This window comes from Rhodococcus sp. ENV425 (assembly GCF_002887785.1).
GTDB classification, from domain to species: domain Bacteria; phylum Actinomycetota; class Actinomycetes; order Mycobacteriales; family Mycobacteriaceae; genus Rhodococcus; species Rhodococcus aetherivorans.
The window spans coordinates 14,962-36,179 of sequence record NZ_PCZU01000288.1; the positions used below are offsets into that span (position 1 = coordinate 14,962).

A 21,218-nucleotide genomic window follows, 5' to 3' on the forward strand; every position below is an offset into this window, starting at 1 on the left:
GCTGATCAACGGCGTCAGCGAGAGCCGGATCACCGGCAGTCCGGCCACCCGCCGGGCCGTGCTCGGCGCGATGGGCGCCGACGAACGCAGCGCCACCTGAGCGACCCGCCGCCCACGACGCCCCGCGCCGAGTCCTCGAACGCCGTCGCACGTCGCCGTCGGCCCGCTCCGGCAGGTGCAGCCGTCGAGACCGGCGCGGGCGGCAGGACCCGTCGGCCACCGCGCGCCGGCCTGCCGCACACGGCGCGTCGGCGCGGTCACGGCGGCAACAACTAGCCTGGAGCGGTGCTGCTTCCGGATCTGACCCCCGACATCGTCGACGAGGACTCGCTGTTCGACGCCTTCACCACCTTCACGACCGGGCGCGGCCTCTCGCTGTATCCGGCGCAGGAGGAGGCGCTGCTGGAGCTGGTCTCCGGGTCGAACGTGATCCTCGCGACGCCCACCGGGTCGGGCAAGTCGATGGTGGCGCTCGGCGCGCACTTCTTCGCCCTGGCCACCGGTACGCGCACCTTCTACACGGCCCCGATCAAGGCGCTGGTCAGCGAGAAGTTCTTCGCGTTGTGCGAGGTGTTCGGCGCCGATCGGGTCGGGATGATGACCGGCGACGCCTCGGTGAACCCCGGTGCCCCGATCATCTGCGCCACCGCCGAGATCGTCGCCAATCTGGCGCTGCGGGAGGGCGCCGGCTCGGACATCGGCCAGGTGGTGATGGACGAGTTCCACTTCTACTCGGAGCCGGACCGCGGGTGGGCCTGGCAGGTGCCCCTCGTGGAACTGCCCCGCGCGCAGTTCCTGTTGATGTCGGCGACCCTCGGCGACGTCACCTTCCTGAAGAAGGACCTGACCCGGCGCACCGGCCGCACCACCACCGAGGTGTCCGGCTCCGAGCGGCCGGTGCCGCTGTCGTTCACCTACTCCCAGAAGCCGATCGGCGAAGAGATCGAGGAACTGGTCACCACGCACCAGGCCCCCGTCTACGTCGTGCACTTCACCCAGGCCGCCGCCCTGGAGCGGGCGCAGGCCCTGACCAGCGTGAGCATGTGCTCGCGCGAGGAGAAGGACGCGATCGCCGAGGCGATCGGCGCGTTCCGGTTCTCCACCGGCTTCGGCAAGACGCTGTCGCGGCTGGTGCGGCACGGCATCGGCGTGCACCACGCCGGGATGCTGCCGAAGTACCGGCGGCTCGTCGAGCGGCTGGCCCAGGACGGGCTGCTGAAGGTCATCTGCGGGACCGACACCCTCGGGGTGGGCATCAACGTGCCCATCCGGACGGTGCTGCTGACCGGCCTGACGAAGTTCGACGGCACCCGGACCCGGCAGCTCAAGGCCCGCGAGTTCCATCAGATCGCCGGCCGCGCCGGCCGTGCCGGATTCGACACGATGGGCACCGTCGTGGTGCAGGCGCCCGAGCACGAGATCGAGAACGTGCGGGCCCTCGCCAAGGCCGGTGACGACCCGAAGAAGCGCCGCAAGGTGCAGCGCAAGAAGCCGCCCGAGGGATTCGTCTCGTGGGGCGAGGGCACGTTCGACAAGCTCGTCGCCGCATCCCCCGAGCCGCTCACTTCGCGCTTCTCCGTGAGCAATTCGATGCTGCTGAACGTGATCGCCCGCCCCGGCAGCTGTTTCGAGGCGATGCGCCATCTGCTCGAGGACAACCACGAAGCGCGCCCCGCCCAGCGCCGGCACATCCTCAAGGCGATCTCGCTGTACCGGGGGCTGGTGCAGGCCGGGGTGGTGCAGCAGCTCGACGAGCCCGACGAGTTCGGCCGGACGGCGCGGCTGACCGTGGACCTGCAGCGCGACTTCGCGCTGAACCAGCCGCTGTCGCCGTTCGCGCTCGCCGCGATCGAGCTGCTCGACATCGACTCCCCCACCTATGCGCTGGACGTGGTGTCGGTGATCGAGTCCACGCTCGACGATCCGCGGCAGATCCTCATGGCGCAGCAGCACGCCGCGCGCGGTGAGGCCGTGCAGCAGATGAAGGCCGACGGCATCGAGTACGAGGAGCGCATGGAGCTGCTCGAGGAGATCACCTGGCCGAAGCCGCTGGCGGAACTCCTCGAGCCGGCGTTCGAGACGTACCGCGCCGGGCATCCGTGGGTCTCGGAGTTCCCGCTGTCCCCCAAGTCGGTGGTGCGGGACATGGTCGAGAAGGCCATGACGTTCGCCGAACTGGTCGGTCACTACGGCCTGACCCGTTCGGAGGGACTGGTGCTGCGCTACCTCGCGGACGCCTACCGGGCGCTGCGCCAGACGGTTCCGGACGCGGCCCGCACCGAGGAACTCGAAGACCTCACCGAGTGGCTGGGCGAGCTGATCCGCCAGGTCGATTCGAGCCTGCTCGACGAGTGGGAGTCGCTCACCAACCCCGGCGTCGAATCCGACGATCAGCAGGTGGCATTCGGCGCGGATGTGCCCAAACCGATCTCGGCGAACACGCGGGCGTTCAAGGTGATGGTGCGCAATGCGATGTTCAAGCGGGTGGAACTGGCGTCGCGGCGACGGTGGAACGAGCTCGCCGAGCTGGGCGACGGGCTCGAGGCCCAGGACTGGGCCGACCTGCTCGAGTTGTACTTCGAGGAGTACGACGAGATCGGCACCGGCCCCGACGCGCGGGGCCCGCAGCTGTTCACCGTGGTCGAGGAGAAGGATCTGTGGCGGGTCCGGCAGACCCTCGCCGACCCCGCCGGGGACCACGGCTGGGCGCTGCTCGGCGAGGTGAACCTCGCCGAGTCCGACGCGGCCGGCGAGGTGGTGTTCGACGAGTTCGAGATCGTCGAGGGCTGAGCGGTGCCGCCGTCCCTCGTCCTGCGTGGCGCCCGCACGGCGCCCGGTGCCGGCCCGGTCGACCTGCCGATCACCGGCGACCGCATCGGCGGTGACATCGCGGGCAGCACCGAGGTCGTCGACGCCGGCGGGCGACTGGTGCTGCCGGGCCTGTGGGACGCGCACGTGCACTTCGACCAGTGGACCCTCGCGCAGGCCGCGCTCGACCTGTCGGGCGCGACGTCGGCCGCGCACGCGGTCGCGCTGGTGGCCGCCCGCCTGGCCGGTGACCACGCCCCCGTCGTGGTCGCGCACGGTTTCCGCGACGGGCTGTGGCCGGACACGCCCACCGCTGCGGCGCTCGATGCGATCGCCCCCGCCCGGCCGGTCGTCGCGTTCAGCGCAGACCTGCACAGCGCCTGGTTCAATACTGCTGCGCTACAGAGCTTTTCGCTGCATCCACACCCCACGGGGCTGCTGCGGGAAACCGAGTTCATGCCGCTGATGAACGAGATCCAGCGCGTCAACCACGAGGTGCGCGATCGCCTCGTGGACTCCGCGGCCCGGGCGGCCGCCGCCCGCGGCGTGGTGGGCGTCGTCGACTTCGAGATCGCGGACACTCTCGCCGCGTGGAGGCGCCGCATCGGCGCCGGGACGCGGCACCTGCGTGTGCGGTGCGGGATCTGGCCCCGGTGGCTGGACGCGGCGATCGCGGCGGGCATGCGCACCGGCGACGTGGTACCCGGCACCGCGGGGCTGGCGACGGTGGGTCCGCTGAAGGTGATCGTCGACGGATCGCTCGGCACCCGCACCGCCTACTGTCACGACCCGTATCCCGACGGCGGGCACGGGATGTTGTCGGTGCCGCCGGAACGGCTCGAGCCGCTGATGCGCCACGCCCACGAACACGGGGTCGAGAGCGCGATCCACGCGATCGGTGACCACGCCTGCGAGCACGTGCTCGACGCGTTCGCCGCCACCGGGGCGCGCGGCAGCGTCGAGCACGCCCAGTTCGTGGCCGAGCGCGACTTCCCGCGGTTCGCCCGGTCGGGTGTGACGGCGAGCATCCAGCCGGCGCACGTGTACGACGACGTGGACCTGGCCGAACGGTACTGGCCCGGCCGCACGCACCGCGCCTTCCCGTACGGGACGCTGCACGCGGCCGGGGCGCGGCTGGTACTGGGCTCCGACGCGCCGGTCGCGCCCCTGAATCCGTGGCGGACGCTGGCCGCCGCGATCGACCGCACGCTGCCCGACGGCCGGGTCTGGCACCGCGAGCACGAACTGGACCTGCAGGTGGCGCTGGCCGCGTCCACCGGTGGTCGTGCCCGCGTCGCCGTCGGCGACGTCGCCGATTTGGTGGTGCTCGACGCGGACACGCTGCCCCGCTCCGGTGCGGAGCTGGCCGCGATGCCGGTGTGGGGCACGATGCTCGGCGGACGCTGGACGCACGGGCCGCTAGCCTGAGCGGGTGAGCGAAGAGTCCGCCCCGGTGTTCCGGCTGGCCTACGTCCCCGGGGTCACCCCCGCGAAATGGGTGCGGGTGTGGGCGGAGCGGATACCCGACGTCCCCCTCGAGCTGGTGCCCGTGGACGCCGCCGACGGCGAGGCCGCGGTGCGCGACGGCACGGTCGACGCGGCGGTGCTGCGGCTGCCGCTGCCGCGCGAGGGGCTGTCGGTGATCAATCTCTACACCGAGGTATCGGTGGTGGTGGTACCCGAGGAGCATGCCGTCGCGGCCGTCGACGAACTGAGCGTCGCCGATCTCGCGGAGGAAACGGTGCTGCATCCGCGCGACGACGTGCTGGACTGGGCGCGCCTGCCGGGAGAGGCGGCGTTCGAGCGCCCGGCCACGACGGAGACGGCCGTGTCGTACGTCGCCTCCGAGGTGGGGGTGCTGGTCGTGCCGCAGTCGCTGGCCCGGCTGTACCACCGCAAGGATCTGACGTACCGGCCGGTGACCGATGCCCCGCAGTCGCAGGTGGGCCTGGTGTGGCTTTCGGCGCGGACCACCGATCTGGTCGAGGAGTTCGTCGGGATCGTGCGCGGCCGCACCGCCAACAGCTCCCGCGGCCGGCAGGACGAGTCCCAGCCGAAGCAGAAACGGCGCGGGGAGCGGCAGGGATCGCAGCCGAAGAAGGTGGTCGGCGACAAGAAGCCGAAGACCCGCCGCGGAAACGCGGGCCGGCCGAAGAGCGCCGGACGGGCGCGCCGGCGCCGGTAGCCGCCCGGGAGGCCCCGGGCCGGAACACGGACCGCTCACGCGGACCGCACCAGGCAGAAGAGGTGGCCGCTCGGATCCCGGTAGGTGCGGAAGGTCGGGCTGGGGTTGGGCCCGACGACGCGGGTTGCGCCGTGCCGCAGCACCCACTCCTCCGCGGCGTCGAGGTCGTCGACCTCGAGGTCCAGGTGTGCCTGCAGCCCGACCCGGTCGTCCGGCCACGTCGACGGGGTGAACTCGGGGGCCAGCTGGAACGCCAGGCCCCCGCCGGCCGGGGCGCGCAACTGGACCCAGTCGTCGTCGGTAGCGGCGTCGTCGATGTCCCAGCCGAGCAGCACGGCGTAGAACGAGGCCAGCCCGGACGGGTCCGGCGTGTCGAGGACGTAGACCTGCAGTGCGATGGCGGGACGCGACATGGGCTCATGATCCCGCGAAGTCGTCGCGCGGGCCCGGCAAACGGGCCTATCCGGCGGCGTGGGCCTTCGGCGGGGCGACCGAGCGCACCAGCCCCTCACCCGTTTTCGGGAGGCACGACCTCGATCTCGCGCCCCCATGCGACCCCGGGCGCGGCCGGCAACCGGTCCCCGCTCCAGAACCGTCCGGGGTCGTACCAGTTGCTGCCGCGCCCGCGTTGCTCGAGCAGCCCCATCGCCTCCAGGGTCGCGCCCACCACCTCGGCGCAGTACGCGCGCTCGAGACCCGCATCCGACGTGCGTTTCCGCCACGGCAGCCGGCCCGCGAACCAGCGCCCCGCCAGCCGGCCCGTCGAGGGGAACGGCGTGCCGTCCAGCCGGGCGACGGTGCGCAGCAGCTGATCCTCCTGCTCCGGCGTCACCTCGACGCCGAGCTGGCGCAGCCAGCCGCGCTGCCCGTACCGGGCACTCCACACCTGCACCGCCTCGCGCAGGTCGTGCAGCTGCACACCGCGGTGGTGCCGGCCGGTCCACATGTCCGGCAGGCTCCTGCCCAGCTCGGCATGCCACATCAGCGGTGGCAGATCAGCGAGGACCACCGCCATGCCGACGTGGTTGACGGGGGCGTTGGTCAGCGTCTGGATCGCCCGGTCGGCGTGGCTGCTGCCGCGGAAGATCCAGAGGTCGCCGGTGCGGGTCAGTTCCACCGCCTCGTCGAGGGTGATCCGGGACTGCGCTGAGCTCCGCTGCTGCATGACCGACAGCCTCTCACGCGGGGAGGTAACGGGATCCGGCCGCCGAGCACGGGAGGTGGTGGCCGGCCCGCCGTCGCTGCCCCGCCTCGCTGCGCCTCACCCGAGGTTGACAGCGCGGCAGACGGCGCTACGGTGCAGGGATGGACCACGAGGTCCGGTACGCCGCCAGCGGGGATGTCAGCATCGCGTACCAGGTGCTGGGCAAGGCGGGACCCGACCTCGTCTTCGTTCCGGGATTCGTCTCGCACCTCGACCTCGCCTGGGAGGAGCGGTTCTTCGCGCGTTTCCTGCGCGGCCTGGCGTCGTTCGCCCGGTTGATCTGGTTCGACAAGCGGGGCACCGGCCTGTCGGACGTGCCGCGGGAGGAGGTGTCCATGGACGCCTGCGTCGAGGACATCCGCGCCGTGATGGACGCCGCCGGGTCCCGGCGGGCGACCCTGTTCGGGGTCGCCGTCGGCGCCGGGATCTGCACCTCGTTCGCGTTGAAGTACCCCGGCCGCACACGTTCGATGATCCTGTGGGACGCCCATGCCCGGCTCCTGGAGGACGACGGGTATGCGGCGGGGTGGAGCGAGGAGTTCTTCTCGTCGGTCCTGGCCGGCATCGACGAGGGGTGGGCGACGGGCTCCGGCATCGCGTCGATGAATCCGACCCTGGCCGGGGACGAGCGGTATCGATCCTGGTTCGCGCGTCACGCCCGGGCGGCGGCGGGCCCGGCGCAGGCACGGGACCTGTTCCGGCTCTGCGCCGCGACCGATCTTCGTCCGAGGCTGCACGAGATTCGGGTGCCGACGCTCCTGCTCCACCACGTCGACGATCCGTGGCTGTCGGTCGAGCATTCCCGCTACGTCGCGGCGCGCGTTCCGGGCGCGACACTCGTCGAACTGCCCGGGATCGATCACTGGCCCTGGATCGGCGACATGGACGCGGTGCTGATCGAGATCGAGGCCTTCCTGACGGGGGTACGGCGGGGCCGCCGGGACCGCCCGGCCTGGGGGCCGGAGGCCCTGAGCACCCGCGAACGGGAGGTGGGCGCGCTGGCGGTCGCCGGACTCAGCTCCCCCGAGATCGGCCGGCGCCTGTTCATCAGCGAGCGAACCGTGGAGACCCACCTCGCCAACATCTACGCGAAGCTCGGCATCAACTCGAGGGTGGAGTTGGTGCGGCGGGCGGTCGAATTCGGTCTGTGAGCCGGCGCCCGGCACCACCGGGACGGCGCGCGACGTCCGTACTGGTACCGATGCATTCATCACTGTTGTGCGCATACCGTTCTCTTCGAGAGCGGTTGCAGGAGGTGCATCATGAACAGGCACACCGAAGTCGGCCACCGGCAGTCGATCCACGATCTGATCCCCCGCCTCCGACAGGCGTCCGCACTGCGCGACGGACCGGAGGCGGTCCGTGCGGTTCTGGCCGCAGCAGTCGCCGACGACAGCGACTGGCTGGACCCGCAGTACCAGGAGCGTCCCGAGACGCGGGACTGGGTGCTGTACCCCCTCTACCGGGCCTCGGACGGGCACCTGTCGATCCTGGTGGCGGTGTTCAAGGCCGGAGTGAGCACTCCGGCGCACAATCACGGCGCGTGGGCCGTGGTCGGCGTGTATCGGGGCCGGGAACGGGAGACGTGGTATCGCCGGCTCGACGACGGGAGTGTGCCGGGCAGGGCCCGGCTCCAGGTTGCCGACACCTTCGTGAACCCGCGGGGCACGGTGACCGTCGTTCCCGACGGAACGATCCACTCGGTGGAGGCACTCGACGGGACCGATGCGATCTCGATCCACGTCTACGGCACGGACATTCTCACGCAGAACCGCAGCACGTTCGATCTGCGGACGGGCAGCGAGGCGCCCTTCCGTCCCGATTTCACCGACCTCGGCCCCGAGCACTGACGGCCCGGCCGGCCGAAGGCTGTTTCACCGTATCCACCGGAAGGAGGAGGGCGTGAGGACGGGAGCGGAGACCCGCGATCGACGATCCGCCGGACAGCTGCCGGAGCGGGACCCCGTACGGGTGGAGCTCCGGCCGGTCGACGCGGTCGATGTGACGACGCTGGTGGACAACTCCTCCGACGTGCTGCTGCCCGACGTGGGGCCCGTCCGCCGCTGGGGGCCGGCCGGATCGGCAGGTCCGCTCCCGATCGTCCCCAGCGATCTGGCGGTCGGATTCCGGACTGTCGACCTCCTCCGAGCGGAGCACGGGTTCTCCGTACTGATCGAGGTCCGGGTCGGCGAAACCACGCACCGCGTGCTCTACGACGCGGGGGCCACGCCGGACGGCCTGATGGCGAATCTCGATCGGCTGGCGATCTCCCCGGACGGCATCGAGGCGATCGTGTTCAGCCACGGCCACTTCGACCACGTCATGGGTCTGCAGGGCCTCGCCCGCCGGCTCGGTTCCCGGCACCTGCCGATCCTCGTGCACCCCGACTTCTGGACGAGGCGGCGCATCGTCGGTCCCGACGGCGCCTTCGAGTTACCGACGCCGAGCCGCGCGGCGATCGAGGGCGCGGGATTCGTCGTCGTCGACAACCGGCGCCCCTCCTTCCTGCTGGACGGAATGCTCCTGGTGACCGGCCGGATCGCCCGGACCACCGAGTACGAGACCGGCATGCCGGGCCATCAAGCCCACCGGCACGGCCGCTGGCGGCCCGACCCGCTCATCCACGACGACCAGGCCGTCGTCCTGCACCTACGCGACCGGGGACTCGTCGTGCTCACCGGATGCGGGCACGCCGGGCTGATCAACATCCTCGAGCACGCCGAGCGGCTCACCGGGGTCGGCCGGCTCCATGCCGTCCTCGGCGGGTTCCATCTCCGCGACGGCCCGATCGTCCCCCGGACGGTGACCGCCCTCGCCGCGGCGGATCCGGCCGTGGTCGTGCCCGCCCACTGCACGTCGTGGAAGGCGCAGCACGCGCTGTTCACCGCCCTCCCGGACGCCTTCCACCCCAATGCCGTCGGCAGCCGATTCGAATTCCGGACAAGCCCGCAGCCGGATACGGCCGCGCAGGGACGCAACGGAGTACCGGACAGGCCCTGAGGCACACTGTTCGGCCGGAGCGTCCGGGCGATCGCGCCGATCGACGGTGGCGAGCATCGGTCCCAGGTGAGCGCGGCCCCAGCCCAATCCCTACCGTCTAGGCTCGCGCCCATGGCATTGAAGGGCAGGCAGTGGTGGAAGCTCGTCGGACTCGCCGGTGTGGTCGGCGTCGCGGCGACGGGCGCAGTCGTCGCGCGCGACGAGCGCAGACGACGCGCCCACACGCCCGACGAGGTACGCACGGTGCTCCACGACCGCTACGCCCGCGTCGCCGCCGCGCACGACACGCAGGGCGCGGTACCGCTGGACGACGTGCCCACGGGACTGCGCGAGCGGATCTGCACTGTGCTGCAACGGCTCCGCCCCCGCCGCTGACGCGACCCGCGGTGCCGGTGCCGAACGGTCGGCGCCGCTCGATCGTCGATCAACCCAGGGCCGAGGAGAACCCGTCCACGAGGCCCTGCACCTGCTCGTCCGTCATCACGAACGACGGCGAGATCTGCAGCGCACCCTGTCCCGCCGCCCGGCTCGAAACCCCGTGCCGCCGAAGCGCCTTCACGAACTCCAGCGCCTCACCCGGGTCGGCGAGCTGCACTGCGGCGACGGCGCCGAGACCACTGCGGACCTCCGCGACGCGCGGGTGCTCGGCCAGCGGGGACAGCTTCTCGTGCAGGGTCCGCTCCAACCGCGCCGACTCGTCGAGCAGGTTCTCGCGCTCGATGATGTCCAGGTTCGCCAGGGCAGCCGCGGCGGCACCGGCGTGCCCGCCGTAGGTGTAGCCGTGCCGCCACCACACCCCGCCGGCAAAGAACGGCTCGGCCACCTTCGGCGCCACGAACACCGCGCCCATCGGCACGTACCCCGAGGTGAGGCCCTTCGCCGTGGTGATCAGGTCGGGTTCGAGTCCGACCCGGCCAGAGGCGAACCACGACCCGCCGATGCGGCCGAAGCCGGTGACCACCTCGTCGACCACGAAGAGCACGTCGTGCTCGCGGCAGATGTCGCGGACCTCGGCGAGATAGCCCTCCGGCGGCAGGTACACCCCACCCGCGCCGATGATCGGCTCACAGAAGAACGCCGCGATCCGGTCCGCGCCGACCCGCTCGATGAGGGCGAGCAACGACTTCGCGTCGTCCCAGGCCACCTTCGCGGCGTCGTCCCACAGGTTCCCGTACCCCTCGGCGTTGACGGGGATCCCGGCGAGCGACGTGCCTCCGACGTGCATGCCGTGGTAAGCCTTCTCGCGACTGACGACGAGGGTCTTCTCCGGCCGGCCCATCTCCTGCCAGTAGCGGCGCGTCAGCTTGGCCGCGGTGTCGATCGAATCGGAACCGCCCGAGGTGAAGAAGATCTTGCTGCCGGGAACGGGAGCGATCGTCGCGAGCCGCTCGGCCAGCTCGACGGTCGGCTCCGCGGCGAGGTCACCGAAGTTGGAGTAGTGCGCCACCTTCGCCAGCTGCGCCGCCACCGCGTCACCGATCTCGGAGCGGCCGTGGCCGACGTTCGCGAACCACAGGCCGGCGGTCGCGTCGAGATAGCGGGTGCCGGCGGAATCCCAGATGTAGGCGCCCTCTCCGCGCGCGACGACGAACGCACCGTCCCGCTCGACGACACCCATGTCTGCGAACCCGTGCCACAACGCGCCCACGATCTGCTCCTGTTCCACGAACGGCGATGAAATTGCCATCCTATGCGGCGACGGTCCGCGGGTGCCGCGCGGCGACGGTCCGCGCTTCGCTAGGCTGTTGATTCAGCATGTCCACCTCACCCGAGACCCCGCGCTCCCCCGCCCCGCCCGGGGCGACCCGTCGCGACCTGAAGGCAGGCCTCACCGAGGTATCGCTGCGCGATGAGCACCGCATCCGCCGGCGGCTCGACCGCGCCCGCGGACCCGAGGCGCTGGCGAAGATCGCCGACGAGATCGAGCAGGCGCGGTTGCGGCTCGCGGCGCGGGCGGCCGGCGTGCCGACGGTCACCTACCCCGACAACCTCCCGGTCTCGCAGCGCAGGGACGACATCGCCGCCGCGATCCGCGACCACCAGGTGGTGATCGTCGCCGGCGAGACCGGCTCCGGCAAGACCACGCAGATCCCGAAGATCTGCCTCGAACTCGGCCGCGGCGTCCGCGGCCTGATCGGGCACACGCAGCCGCGCCGCATCGCGGCCCGGGCGGTCGCCGAGCGCATCGCCGAGGAACTCGACTCCGAACTCGGCGACACCGTCGGCTACACCGTCCGGTTCACCGACCGGGTGTCGGACTCGACGCTGATCAAGCTGATGACCGACGGCATCCTCCTCGCCGAGATCCAGCGCGATCGGCTGCTGCGCCGTTACGACACCCTCGTCATCGACGAGGCCCACGAACGCAGCCTCAACATCGACTTCATCCTCGGCTACCTCAAGGAACTGCTGCCCCGGCGGCCGGACCTGAAGGTGATCATCACCTCGGCGACCATCGACCCGGAACGGTTCGCGAACCACTTCGCAGCGGCCGACGGCACGCCCGCGCCCATCGTCGAGGTCTCCGGCCGCACCTATCCGGTCGAGATCCGGTACCGTCCCCTGACGGTCGAGGTGGGCGACGCGCTCGTCGACCGCGACCCGGTGGATGCCGTCTGTGAGGCGGTCGAGGAACTCTGCGCCGAGGGAGACGGGGACATCCTCGTGTTCCTCTCCGGTGAACGCGAGATCCGCGACACCGCCGACGCGCTGCGCGACCGCAAGCTACGGGGCACCGAGATCCTGCCGCTGTACGCGCGGCTGTCCGCCGCCGAGCAGCACCGGGTGTTCACCCCACACACCGGCCGGCGAGTGGTGCTGTCCACCAACGTCGCCGAAACCTCGCTCACCGTGCCCGGTATCCGCTACGTCGTCGACCCCGGCACCGCGCGGATCTCCCGCTACTCGGTGCGCACCAAGGTCCAGCGACTGCCCATCGAGGAGATCTCGCAGGCCTCCGCCCGGCAGCGGTCCGGCCGCTGCGGCCGCGTCGCCGACGGCATCTGTATCCGGCTGTACTCCGAGGAGGACTTCGAGGCCCGCCCCGAGTTCACCGAACCGGAGATCCTGCGCACCAACCTCGCCTCGGTCGTGCTGCAGATGACGGCGCTCGGGCTCGGCGACCTCGCCTCGTTCCCATTCGTCGAGGCCCCCGACCCGCGGGCCGTCCGCGACGGTATCGCGCTGCTCGAGGAACTCGGTGCGCTCGAACCGCCGTCGAAGGACGAACCACCGAAACTGACCGGCACCGGACGCGAACTCGCGCTGTTGCCGGTCGATCCGCGCATGGCGCGGATGATCGTGGAGGGTCACCGCAACGGGTGCCTGCGCGAGGTCCTGATCATCGTTGCGGCGCTGTCGATCCAGGACGTGCGCGAACGGCCGGCCGAGTTCCAGCAGGCGGCGGACGAGAAGCACGCCCGGTTCGCCGTCGAGGGCTCGGACTTCCTTGCGTACCTGAAGCTGTGGGACTACCTGAAGGAGCAGCGGAAGGAACTGTCGTCCAGCCGGTTCCGCAAGATGTGCCGCGACGAGTTCCTGCACTGGCTGCGGATCCGGGAATGGCAGGATCTGCAGGGCCAGCTGCGCCAGATCACCCTCAACCTCGGGTGGGAGACGCGGCATCAGGACGTCGGCCACGACGCGATCCACCAGTCGCTGCTGGCCGGGCTGCTCTCGCACGTCGGCGTGCGTGAGGGCGAGAAGCGGGACTTCCTCGGCGCGCGCGGGACCCGGTTCGCGATCTTCCCCGGCTCGTCGCTGTCCAGGAAGCCGCCGCGCTGGGTGATGGCCGCCGAGCTGGTCGAGACGTCGCGGCTGTGGGCTCGGGTCACCGCGCGGATCGAACCCGAATGGGCCGAGAAGCTCGCCCCGCACCTGGTCAAGCGCACCTACTCCGAACCGCACTGGTCCACCAGGCGCGAGGCCGCCATGGCCTACGAGCGGGTCACGCTCTACGGCATTCCCCTGGTCGCGCAACGGCCCGTGCAGTACGGCCCGATCGACCGCGAGGCCTCACGCGAGCTGTTCATCCGGCATGCCCTCGTCCAGGGCGAATGGCGGACGCGCCACAGGTTCTTCCACGCCAACCGTGAGTTGCTCGAGGACGTGGAGGCGCTCGAGCACCGGGCCCGCAGGCGCGACATCCTCGTCGACGACGAGACCCTGTTCGAGTTCTACGACCAGCGCGTCGGACCGGAGGTCGTCTCGGCGCGGCACTTCGACGCGTGGTGGAAGAAGGAGCGGCAGAAGAATCCCGACCTGTTGACCTTCACCCCGGAAACGGTGGTCAACCAGGAGGCGCCCACCGTCCTCGGCGGCGACTACCCCGACGCGTGGCGGCAGGGCGATCTGCAGTTCCCCCTCACCTACCAGTTCGAGCCCGGCACCGAGGAGGACGGCGTCACCGTCCGCATTCCCGTCGCGCTGCTGGCCGGGGTCCGGCCGGTCGGCTTCGACTGGTCGGTACCCGGTATGCGGGTCGAGCTGGTCACCGCCCTGATCAAGACGCTTCCCAAGCATCTTCGCCGCCAAGTCGTTCCGGCACCGGACTTCGCTGCGGCAGCCCTCGCGTCCGTGCAGCCGCGCTCCGAGCCGCTCGTCAACGCGATGGCGCGGGAGCTGTCGCGGCTCGGCGCGGCGCGGATCGAGCCGAGCGACTTCGACCCGACCGCCCTGCCGGACCACCTGCGGATGACGTTCGCGGCCGTCGACGAACGCGGCGCCGTACTCGCGCGCAGCAAGAGCCTGACCGCGCTGCGCAGGCAGCTGGCGAACCGTGTCGAGGCCGAGGTCTCCCGGGCGGCGTCGAGCACCGAGCGCGCGCCGGCACTGGTATGGACAGCCGAGACGCTCGGCACCCTCGAGCCCACGGTCACACGCACCGTCGCCGGCCAGCAGGTGACCGGATATCCGACGCTGGTCGCCGAGGATGGTGGCGTGGCCGTGCGGGTGCTCAGCACCCCGCACGCGCAGCAGGCCGCGATGCGCACCGGGCTGCGGGCCCTGCTGCTCGAGGCGGTCCCGATGCAGGCGCGCGCCGCGACGTCGGGCCTGAGCAACGGCGAACGGCTGGCGCTCGGCCGCAATCCGGACGGCTCGTTCGAGGATCTGCTCGAGGACTGCCGGGCGTGCGCCGTGGACGAGCTGATCGCCCGGCACGGCAAGCCGGTGCGCACACCGGACGAGTTCACCGCGCTGGCGAAGGTGGTGCGGGCCCAGCTGCCGGGCCGGGTGGCGGCGCTGCTGAAGCTCGTCGTCCCCGCCCTGGCCAGGGCACACGAGGTGGAGGTGCTGCTCGAACGGGTGCGCGGCGAGGCCGCCGAGGACGTGCGTGAACAGCTGACCTCGCTGCTGTTCCGGGGTTTCGTCGCCGAACTCGGCAGTGCCCGGCTGGCCGACCTGCCCCGCTACCTGGCGGCGGCGGCACACCGGCTCGAATCGCTGCCGGCGAGCGCGCTTCGCGACCGGCAGGGCATGGACGTGCTGGACCGGGTCTACGCCGAGTACGACCGACTGCTCGCCCGGCTGCCGGAGGAGCGGGCCACGGCTGCCGACGTGGGGGAGGTCTCGTGGATGATCGAGGAGTTGCGGGTCAGCCTGTTCGCGCAGCACCTCGGCACCCGCGGGCCGATCTCGGAGACGCGAATCCTCAAGGCCGTCGCGGCGATTCGCTGATCCGGCGACGAGGATCCCGGCGCGCACCGAACGGCGCGGCGCTCAGTCCGGGGACTCGGTCTCGCGTCGGTGCTGGTGCTCGCGCAGTTCCTTGATCTCGCGCTCGAAATCCTCTGCGGAGCTGAAGGACCGGTAGACGGAGGCGAATCGCAGATACGCCACCTCGTCCAGGTCCCGCAGCGGGCCGAGGATGGCCAGACCGACCTCGTTGCTCGGAATCTCCGGGGAACCCTTGGCCCGCACCGCGTCCTCGACCTGCTGGGCGAGGAGGTTGAGGGCGTCGTTGTCGACGTCGCGGCCCTGACAGGCACGGGCCACCCCGCGCACCACCTTCTCCCGGCTGAACGGTTCGGTGACGCCGCTGCGCTTGACGACCGACAGCACCGCCGTCTCGACGGTGGTGAAACGCCTGCCGCACTGGGGGCATGCCCTTCGGCGACGGATCGCGGCCCCCTCGTCGGCTTCGCGGGAATCGACGACGCGGGAATCGGGGTGCCGGCAATACGGGCAGTACATGTCGATTCCTTCGTCGTAGCCGTGCTGGCCGCGACGTCGGCGTCGAACCGATGCCGTCCTCCCGAGACCGGACTCACCGGCAGGCGAATCGCTCTCGGCGCGACCACACGAGGTGGTGTGACTGACAAGAGTCGACAATACCTGCATACCCGGATCGTCGGCCGGATCCGGTACCCGCCCGTCCATGCCGGTTCACCGCGGCGCGGAGGCCGGAACGAGCAGGGTCTGGCCGTCCCGCAGACGGCCGTCCGACATGGCATTGAGTTCGAGGATCCGCTCGATCGCCTCGGGGCGGGGCAAACCCGGAGTCACCCGCGCCGCGACGTCGCCGAGCGACTCCCCCGCCTGCACGACGGTGACGTCGGTACGTGCGGCCCCGGCCGCAACCTGGCTGGTGCGCAGGTGGGCAATCCCGAGCAGTCCCGCGGTCGCGACCGCGGTCAGCAGGGCCGTCGCCAGTACGGTGCGCAGGCCGGGCTGCGCGGTCCCGGCGGGCCGGTGCGGGACGCGCGAGACCCGGACCGGAGCGCGCCGGTAGTCCACCACCCCCGGATCCGGGCGGACCGGCAGCCGCCGGTCCGGCGCCTCGTGCGGCCGCCGGGCGAGGTGCGTCGCCGCGGAGCGTCGTGCCCGGCCCTCGCCGTCCCGTCCGGTGTCGTACTGCCCTGTGTCCTCGAACTGCCCGGTGTCGTTGCACGGCCCTGTGTCGCACTGCCCGGTGTCGTCGTAGTGTCCCGTGTCGTACTGCCCGGTGTCGTCGCACTGGCCTGGGTGGTGCCGGGTGTCGTTCCATTCGGTGCGGCGAACTGCTGATGTCCTCATCGAGGCCTCCGTGTCGCTCGTCCGCGGGACGGGGCCCGCGGCGGAACTTCGGTCACCGCTCGATCGACGGCGAGAGTAATTCGATCACCTGTTCGAAAGAACGTGTGTTCGATGTGTACCACGCCGCTCCGACAAAGTCAGCACTACCGGCCGAAAATCTCGAACAGATGTTTGATAACCGGCCATCGGAGAGCTAGATTCGATCCATCACATCCAGCACATCCGACACACGACGCACGGAGGTCACGATCATGACGGACGGCCATCCCCGGGCCGGGCGGAGCCGGACGACCACCGCCGATCCGGCCGCCGGCCTGACCGAACGCCAGCGCCGCGTCCTCGAGGTGATCCGCGAATCGGTCACCGAACGGGGCTACCCTCCGAGCATCCGCGAGATCGGCGACGCGGTGGGCCTCAACTCCACCTCGTCGGTGGCGCACCAGTTGCGCACCCTCGAAAGCAAGGGCTTCCTCCGGCGCGATCCGAACCGCCCCCGGGCAGTGGACGTGCGCGGCCTCGACGATCCGCAGCCTGCGGCCCCGCAGGCGCAGCCGGCGGAGGGGGTCGACACCGCCGCCGAGTCCGCCACGCCGGCCGCCATGGTTCCCGTGCTGGGCAGGATCGCGGCGGGCGGTCCGATCCTGGCGGAGGAGTCCGTCGAGGACGTGTTCCCGCTCCCGAGAGAACTGGTGGGGCAGGGTTCGCTGTTCCTGCTCAAGGTGGTCGGCGAATCGATGGTCGATGCGGCCATCTGCGACGGTGACTGGGTGGTGGTGCGCCAGCAGAACGTCGCGGACAACGGCGATATCGTCGCCGCGATGCTCGACGGCGAAGCGACCGTGAAGACGTTCAAGCGCGTGAAGAAGGACGTGTGGCTGATGCCGCACAACCCGATGTTCGAACCGATTCCGGGCAACGACGCCGTCATCCTGGGCAAGGTCGTCACCGTGATCCGCAAGCTCTGACCTCGCTCCTCCCCGCGAACGCGCGCGGGCGGCGCCGCGGATCGCGGCGCCGCCCGTGCTCGTTCCGGGCCGGGACCGGTGCCCCGGGGCCGGTCAGAGATTCAGGCCGCGGCCGATGATGTCCTTCATGATCTCGTTGGTGCCGCCGTAGATCTTCTGCACGCGGGCGTCGAGATACGCCTTCGCGACCGGGTATTCGCGCATGTAGCCGTAACCGCCGTGCAACTGCAGGCACCGGTCGATCAGCTCGACCTGCTTGTCGGTGGTCCAGTACTTGGCCATCGCCGCCTCCTGCACGCTCAGGGTTCCGGCGTTGAGCTGCTCGATGCACCTGTCGACGAACACGCGCGCGAGGGTGGTCTCGGTGGCCAGCTCCGCCAGCTCGAACCGGGTGTTCTGGAAGCTGCCGATCGACTTGCCGAACGCCTTGCGGTCGCGGCAGTACTGCATCGTGTCCTCGAGCACGGCCTCCATCGCCGCCGCCGCCACCACGGCGATCGACAGGCGCTCCTGCGGCAGGTTCTGCATCAGGTAGATGAAGCCCAGGCCCTCCTCACCGAGGAGGTTGGCGGCGGGCACCCGCACGTCGGTGAAGTGCAGCTCGGCGGTGTCCTGCGCCGCGAGGCCGATCTTGTCGAGATTGCGGCCGCGCTCGAAGCCGGCCATCCCGCGCTCGACGACGAGGAGCGAGAAGCCCTGCGCCCCCTTGTCCGGGTCGGTGCAGGCGACGACGATCACCAGGTCCGCGTTGATGCCGTTGGTGATGAAGGTCTTGGAACCGTTGAGGATCCACTCGTCGCCGTCCCGCACCGCGCGGGTCTTGATGCCCTGCAGGTCGCTGCCCGTGCCGGGCTCGGTCATCGCGATCGCGGTGATGATCTCGCCGGAACAGAATCCCGGCAGCCAGCGCCGCTTCTGCTCCTCGTTCGCCAGCTTCAGCAGGTACGGCGCCACGACGTCGTTGTGCAGCATGAAACCGATGCCGCTGAAACCTCCGCGCGTGGTCTCCTCGGTGACGATCGTGTTGTAGCGGAAGTCCTCGACACCGCCGCCGCCGTACTCCTCGGGCACGGCCATGCCCAGGAAGCCCTGCGCGCCTGCCTTCTTCCAGACCTCACGGTCGACGATCTTGTCCTGCTCCCACTGCTCGTGGAAGGGAGCCACCTCCTGCTCGAGGAACTTCCGGTACGACTCGCGGAAAAGTTCGTGCTCGGGCTCGAAGAGGGTGCGTTCCATGTGCGCTCCTGTATCCGATGACGTACGTCACGCTCACGGTAGACATCGGAGGACGGGTCTGACGCTGACAGGAACGAGCGTTATTTGTGACCGGACACGCCGGGCGGCCGGCGGCGCAGGTCCGCCAATCGCCGCAGGAGCGGGTAGGCGATCAGGATGCCGATCGAGCCCCACGCGATGCCACCGAGTTCGACGGAACCCACAGTGAGGGTGAGGTCGCCGATCCCGGCCACGAGCGCGGCGGCGGCCACCGTGAGGTTGACCGGATCGGTGAAGTCGACCTTCGCCTCCATCCAGATCCGCACGCCGAGGATGCCGATCAAGCCGTACAGGACCAGGGTGGCGCCGCCGAGCACGCCGTCCGGGACGGTGAAGACGAGGGCACCGAACTTCGGGGAGAAGGCGAGGACCACGGCCGTCGCGGCGGCCACCCAGTACGCCGCGGTCGAGTACACCCGCGTCGCGGCCATCACGCCGATGTTCTCGGCGTAGGTGGTGGTGCCCGAGCCGCCACCGACCCCGGCGAGCGTCGTGGCCAGGCCGTCGGCGAGCAGCGCGTCGCCGGCGACGTCGTCGAGATTGCGGCCGGTCATGGCCGCCACGGCCTTGACGTGGCCGACGTTCTCGGCGACGAGAACCACCACGACGGGCAGGGCGATCAGCACCACGGACAGCTCGAACGCGGGGGCGCGCAGTTCGGGCAGGCCGAACCACGCGGCGTCGCGCAGGGCCGCGACGCGTTCCTCGGCGAGGCCGCCGGAGACGGCGGCGAAGAGCCAGCCGACGATCACGCCGACGAGAATGCCGAGGCGGCCGACGAGGCCGGGGCCGAGCACCGTGACGAGCAGGATCGCGGCCAGCGTGATCGCCGCGACGAGCGGCTGGGCCTCGAAGGATCCGACCGCGACCGGCGCGAGGTTCAGGCCGATGAGGGCGACGATCGCGCCGGTCACGACGGGCGGCATCAGCGCGTCGACGACGCGGGACCCCAGCGCCTTGACGACGAGACCGACGAGCGCGAGGGCGACTCCTACGGCGACGATGCCGCCGAGCTGGGCGGCGGGGCCCTCGCCGGCCGAGGCCGCCAGCGGCGCGATGAACGCGAACGACGAGCCGAGATAGCTGGGCACCCGGCCGCGGGTGATCAGCAGGAACAGGGCGGTGCCGACACCGGAGAAGAGCAGCGTCGTGGTGACCGGGAAGCCTGTGATCGTCGGCACGAGCAGCGTGGCGCCGAACATCGCGATCACGTGCTGCATGCCGATGCCCACGGTGCGGGGCCAGGACAGTCGTTCGTCCGGGGCGACGACCTCGCCGTCGGCAACGCGACGTCCGTCGCCGTGCAGGGTCCAGCCGAACCCGGCCGTCCGCGTCCTCAGTTGTTCGTTCACAACGGGGAATGGTAGGCGCCGGCCGGCTCCGGGAGCAGGTCGCGGGGGTCGCTCCCGACGCGGATCACCTCGGTCAGGCGAGCACGCGGGCCGCCGCCTCGCGCGCCTCGCCGGGGTCGACGGTGCGGAGCACTTCGTCCGCGGCCTCGCGGCACCGGTCGAGGGTGACCGTGGCCAGGCGGGAGCCGACGCCGGCGACGGCTGCTGCCGCACAGGACAACGAGGTGACCCCCATGCCGGTCAGGACACAGCCGAGCAACGGGTCGGCTGCCGCCTCCCCGCACACCCCGACCCGCTTGCCGGCCGCGCGCCCGGCGGCGGCGGTGCGGGCGACCAGGGCCAGCACGGCCGGCTGCCACGGGTCGGTGAGGGCCGCGAGGTGCGGCGACATGCGGTCCGCGGCCATCGTGTACTGCGCGAGGTCGTTGGTGCCGATCGACAGGAAGTCGACGTGTTCGAGGAGGCGTTCGGCGAGCAGCGCGGCAGCCGGCACCTCCACCATCACCCCCGGCACGAGGTCGCGGGCGCGGACGGCGGCGGCGAAGTGCGCGGCCTCCGCGACGGTCGCGATCATCGGCGCCATCACCCACGGCGCGGCGCCTGTGCGGGCGGCCGCGTCGGCGACGGCGTCGAGCTGCCGGTCGAGCAGTCCTTCGGTGGCGGTCGCGATCCGGATGCCGCGCAACCCGAGTGCGGGGTTGTGCTCGTCGGGGTGGTTGACGAAGCGCAGCGGCTTGTCGGAGCCCGCGTCGAGGGTCCGCAGGACGACCTTCCGGCCGGCGAAGGCGGTGAAGACCTCGGCGTAGATCGCGGCCTGTTCCTCGACGGTCGGCTCGGTTTCCCGGTCCAGGAAGCACAGCTCGGTCCGGAACAGGCCGACCCCCTCGGCCGGGGTCTCGCGGGCGGCACGGGCACCGGCGCCGTCCTGCACGTTCGCGAGGATCTCGACACGATGACCGTCCGCGGTGGTGCCGGGGCCGGCCCAGGACGCGATGCGCGCACGCTCGCTGCGGTCGGTTGCGACCGCAGCGGCCGCGCCTTCGGGGTCGGGGTCGAGACGGATCTCACCGGCGGCCCCGTCGAGGAGGACGCGGGTGCCGGCGGGAACGGTGTCCAGGTCGGCCGCCGCGACCACGCAGGGGATGCCGAGCTGCCGGGCGATGATCGCGGTGTGGCTGGTGGGCCCGCCGAGGGTGGTGGCGAGCCCGATCACGCGGGTCGGATCGAGGCCGGCGGTGTCGGCGGGGGCGAGGTCCTCCGCGAAGAGAATCGACGGTTCCTCGGGCAGGTCGAGACCGGGTTCGGGGTGGCCGCTGAGCTCGGCGAGCACGCGGTCGCGGATGTCGAGGAGGTCGGTGACGCGCTCGGCCATCAGCCCGCCGAGCTTGGTGAACATGTCGGCGAACTGGTCGGTG

At 71.2% G+C, this 21,218-nt stretch carries 17 protein-coding genes; 9 read left to right on the forward strand and 8 right to left on the reverse strand.

Going from position 1 to position 21,218, the window contains the following annotated elements; genetic code table 11:
• Positions 1-285: 285 nt before the first annotated feature.
• From CQZ88_RS27585 to CQZ88_RS27595, 3 genes are read left to right on the forward strand one after another with little or no spacing between them, the layout of a single operon-like run.
• The gene (locus tag CQZ88_RS27585; RefSeq protein ID WP_029543384.1) at positions 286-2,790 is read left to right on the forward strand and encodes an RNA helicase; all 2,505 of its coding nucleotides are present in this window, start codon (positions 286-288) and stop codon (positions 2,788-2,790) included.
• 3 nt (positions 2,791-2,793) lie between these two features.
• On the forward strand, positions 2,794-4,236 hold the full coding sequence (locus CQZ88_RS27590) for an amidohydrolase (RefSeq protein WP_102800591.1): 1,443 nt from the start codon (positions 2,794-2,796) through the stop codon (positions 4,234-4,236).
• Between the two features lie 4 nt (positions 4,237-4,240).
• On the forward strand, positions 4,241-4,993 hold the full coding sequence (locus tag CQZ88_RS27595) for a LysR substrate-binding domain-containing protein (RefSeq protein ID WP_006935028.1): 753 nt from the start codon (positions 4,241-4,243) through the stop codon (positions 4,991-4,993).
• A 35-nt stretch (positions 4,994-5,028) separates the two neighbouring features.
• Here CQZ88_RS27595 and CQZ88_RS27600 read toward each other — a convergent pair whose 3' ends face one another.
• Together CQZ88_RS27600 and CQZ88_RS27605 are read right to left on the reverse strand one after the other, a co-directional pair.
• Positions 5,029-5,406, reverse strand: coding sequence for a VOC family protein (locus tag CQZ88_RS27600; RefSeq protein WP_006935029.1), 378 nt, complete (start codon positions 5,404-5,406; stop codon positions 5,029-5,031).
• A 95-nt stretch (positions 5,407-5,501) separates the two neighbouring features.
• Entirely contained in the window at positions 5,502-6,158 is a 657-nt protein-coding gene (locus CQZ88_RS27605) for a hypothetical protein (RefSeq protein WP_029543381.1), read from the reverse strand.
• Positions 6,159-6,298: 140 nt separating this feature from the next.
• Here CQZ88_RS27605 and CQZ88_RS27610 point away from each other — a divergent pair, with 140 nt between their 5' ends.
• From CQZ88_RS27610 to CQZ88_RS27625, 4 genes are all read left to right on the forward strand, one after another.
• Entirely contained in the window at positions 6,299-7,348 is a 1,050-nt protein-coding gene (locus tag CQZ88_RS27610) for an alpha/beta fold hydrolase (RefSeq protein WP_006935033.1), read from the forward strand.
• 111 nt (positions 7,349-7,459) lie between these two features.
• Entirely contained in the window at positions 7,460-8,047 is a 588-nt protein-coding gene (locus CQZ88_RS27615; protein WP_006935034.1) for a cysteine dioxygenase family protein, read from the forward strand.
• Between the two features lie 52 nt (positions 8,048-8,099).
• Positions 8,100-9,197 carry an MBL fold metallo-hydrolase gene (locus CQZ88_RS27620; RefSeq protein WP_167666164.1) on the forward strand — a complete coding sequence of 366 codons (1,098 nt, stop codon included), beginning with the start codon at positions 8,100-8,102 and terminating at the stop codon, positions 9,195-9,197.
• A gap of 111 nt (positions 9,198-9,308) precedes the next feature.
• Positions 9,309-9,572 (forward strand): hypothetical protein, encoded by a 264-nt coding sequence (locus CQZ88_RS27625; protein WP_006935037.1) that lies wholly within the window; start codon positions 9,309-9,311, stop codon positions 9,570-9,572.
• Positions 9,573-9,621: 49 nt separating this feature from the next.
• On the opposite strand, the gene CQZ88_RS27630 is transcribed toward CQZ88_RS27625, so the two are convergent.
• Positions 9,622-10,884: an aspartate aminotransferase family protein gene (locus CQZ88_RS27630; protein ID WP_102800593.1), complete on the reverse strand. Its 1,263-nt coding sequence runs from the start codon at positions 10,882-10,884 to the stop codon at positions 9,622-9,624.
• Between the two features lie 68 nt (positions 10,885-10,952).
• Between CQZ88_RS27630 and hrpA the strand changes: the two genes are divergently transcribed.
• Positions 10,953-14,873 carry an ATP-dependent RNA helicase HrpA gene (hrpA, locus tag CQZ88_RS27635; RefSeq protein ID WP_102800594.1) on the forward strand — a complete coding sequence of 1,307 codons (3,921 nt, stop codon included), beginning with the start codon at positions 10,953-10,955 and terminating at the stop codon, positions 14,871-14,873.
• 42 nt (positions 14,874-14,915) lie between these two features.
• Here hrpA and nrdR read toward each other — a convergent pair whose 3' ends face one another.
• Both nrdR and CQZ88_RS27645 read right to left on the reverse strand, forming a co-directional pair.
• Positions 14,916-15,389 carry a transcriptional regulator NrdR gene (nrdR, locus tag CQZ88_RS27640; protein WP_029543374.1) on the reverse strand — a complete coding sequence of 158 codons (474 nt, stop codon included), beginning with the start codon at positions 15,387-15,389 and terminating at the stop codon, positions 14,916-14,918.
• A 192-nt stretch (positions 15,390-15,581) separates the two neighbouring features.
• Positions 15,582-16,211 (reverse strand): LysM peptidoglycan-binding domain-containing protein, encoded by a 630-nt coding sequence (locus tag CQZ88_RS27645; RefSeq protein ID WP_083662504.1) that lies wholly within the window; start codon positions 16,209-16,211, stop codon positions 15,582-15,584.
• Between the two features lie 251 nt (positions 16,212-16,462).
• Here CQZ88_RS27645 and lexA point away from each other — a divergent pair, with 251 nt between their 5' ends.
• Positions 16,463-17,176 carry a transcriptional repressor LexA gene (lexA, locus tag CQZ88_RS27650; protein ID WP_102800595.1) on the forward strand — a complete coding sequence of 238 codons (714 nt, stop codon included), beginning with the start codon at positions 16,463-16,465 and terminating at the stop codon, positions 17,174-17,176.
• Positions 17,177-17,269: 93 nt separating this feature from the next.
• Here lexA and CQZ88_RS27655 read toward each other — a convergent pair whose 3' ends face one another.
• From CQZ88_RS27655 to CQZ88_RS27665, 3 genes are all read right to left on the reverse strand, one after another.
• Positions 17,270-18,412, reverse strand: coding sequence for an acyl-CoA dehydrogenase family protein (locus CQZ88_RS27655; RefSeq protein WP_029543369.1), 1,143 nt, complete (start codon positions 18,410-18,412; stop codon positions 17,270-17,272).
• 80 nt (positions 18,413-18,492) lie between these two features.
• A complete protein-coding gene (locus CQZ88_RS27660) occupies positions 18,493-19,803 on the reverse strand; it encodes a uracil-xanthine permease family protein (protein ID WP_029543368.1) in 1,311 nt (436 codons plus the stop codon).
• 73 nt (positions 19,804-19,876) lie between these two features.
• Positions 19,877-21,218 (reverse strand): putative PEP-binding protein (locus tag CQZ88_RS27665; RefSeq protein WP_102800596.1); only part of this gene is annotated, 1,342 nt, incomplete at its 5' end.

What these genes read in the sequence shown, in the direction of transcription:
- CQZ88_RS27600 (WP_006935029.1), bottom strand. Translation starts at nt 5,406, where the DNA reads ATGTCGCGTCCCGCCATCGCACTGCAGGTCTACGTCCTCGACACGCCG.
- CQZ88_RS27605 (WP_029543381.1), bottom strand. Translation starts at nt 6,158, where the DNA reads ATGCAGCAGCGGAGCTCAGCGCAGTCCCGGATCACCCTCGACGAGGCG.
- CQZ88_RS27610 (WP_006935033.1), top strand. Translation starts at nt 6,299, where the DNA reads ATGGACCACGAGGTCCGGTACGCCGCCAGCGGGGATGTCAGCATCGCG.
- CQZ88_RS27615 (WP_006935034.1), top strand. Translation starts at nt 7,460, where the DNA reads ATGAACAGGCACACCGAAGTCGGCCACCGGCAGTCGATCCACGATCTG.
- CQZ88_RS27625 (WP_006935037.1), top strand. Translation starts at nt 9,309, where the DNA reads ATGGCATTGAAGGGCAGGCAGTGGTGGAAGCTCGTCGGACTCGCCGGT.
- CQZ88_RS27630 (WP_102800593.1), bottom strand. Translation starts at nt 10,884, where the DNA reads ATGGCAATTTCATCGCCGTTCGTGGAACAGGAGCAGATCGTGGGCGCG.
- hrpA (WP_102800594.1), top strand. Translation starts at nt 10,953, where the DNA reads ATGTCCACCTCACCCGAGACCCCGCGCTCCCCCGCCCCGCCCGGGGCG.
- nrdR (WP_029543374.1), bottom strand. Translation starts at nt 15,389, where the DNA reads ATGTACTGCCCGTATTGCCGGCACCCCGATTCCCGCGTCGTCGATTCC.
- CQZ88_RS27645 (WP_083662504.1), bottom strand. Translation starts at nt 16,211, where the DNA reads ATGAGGACATCAGCAGTTCGCCGCACCGAATGGAACGACACCCGGCAC.
- lexA (WP_102800595.1), top strand. Translation starts at nt 16,463, where the DNA reads ATGACGGACGGCCATCCCCGGGCCGGGCGGAGCCGGACGACCACCGCC.
- CQZ88_RS27655 (WP_029543369.1), bottom strand. Translation starts at nt 18,412, where the DNA reads ATGGAACGCACCCTCTTCGAGCCCGAGCACGAACTTTTCCGCGAGTCG.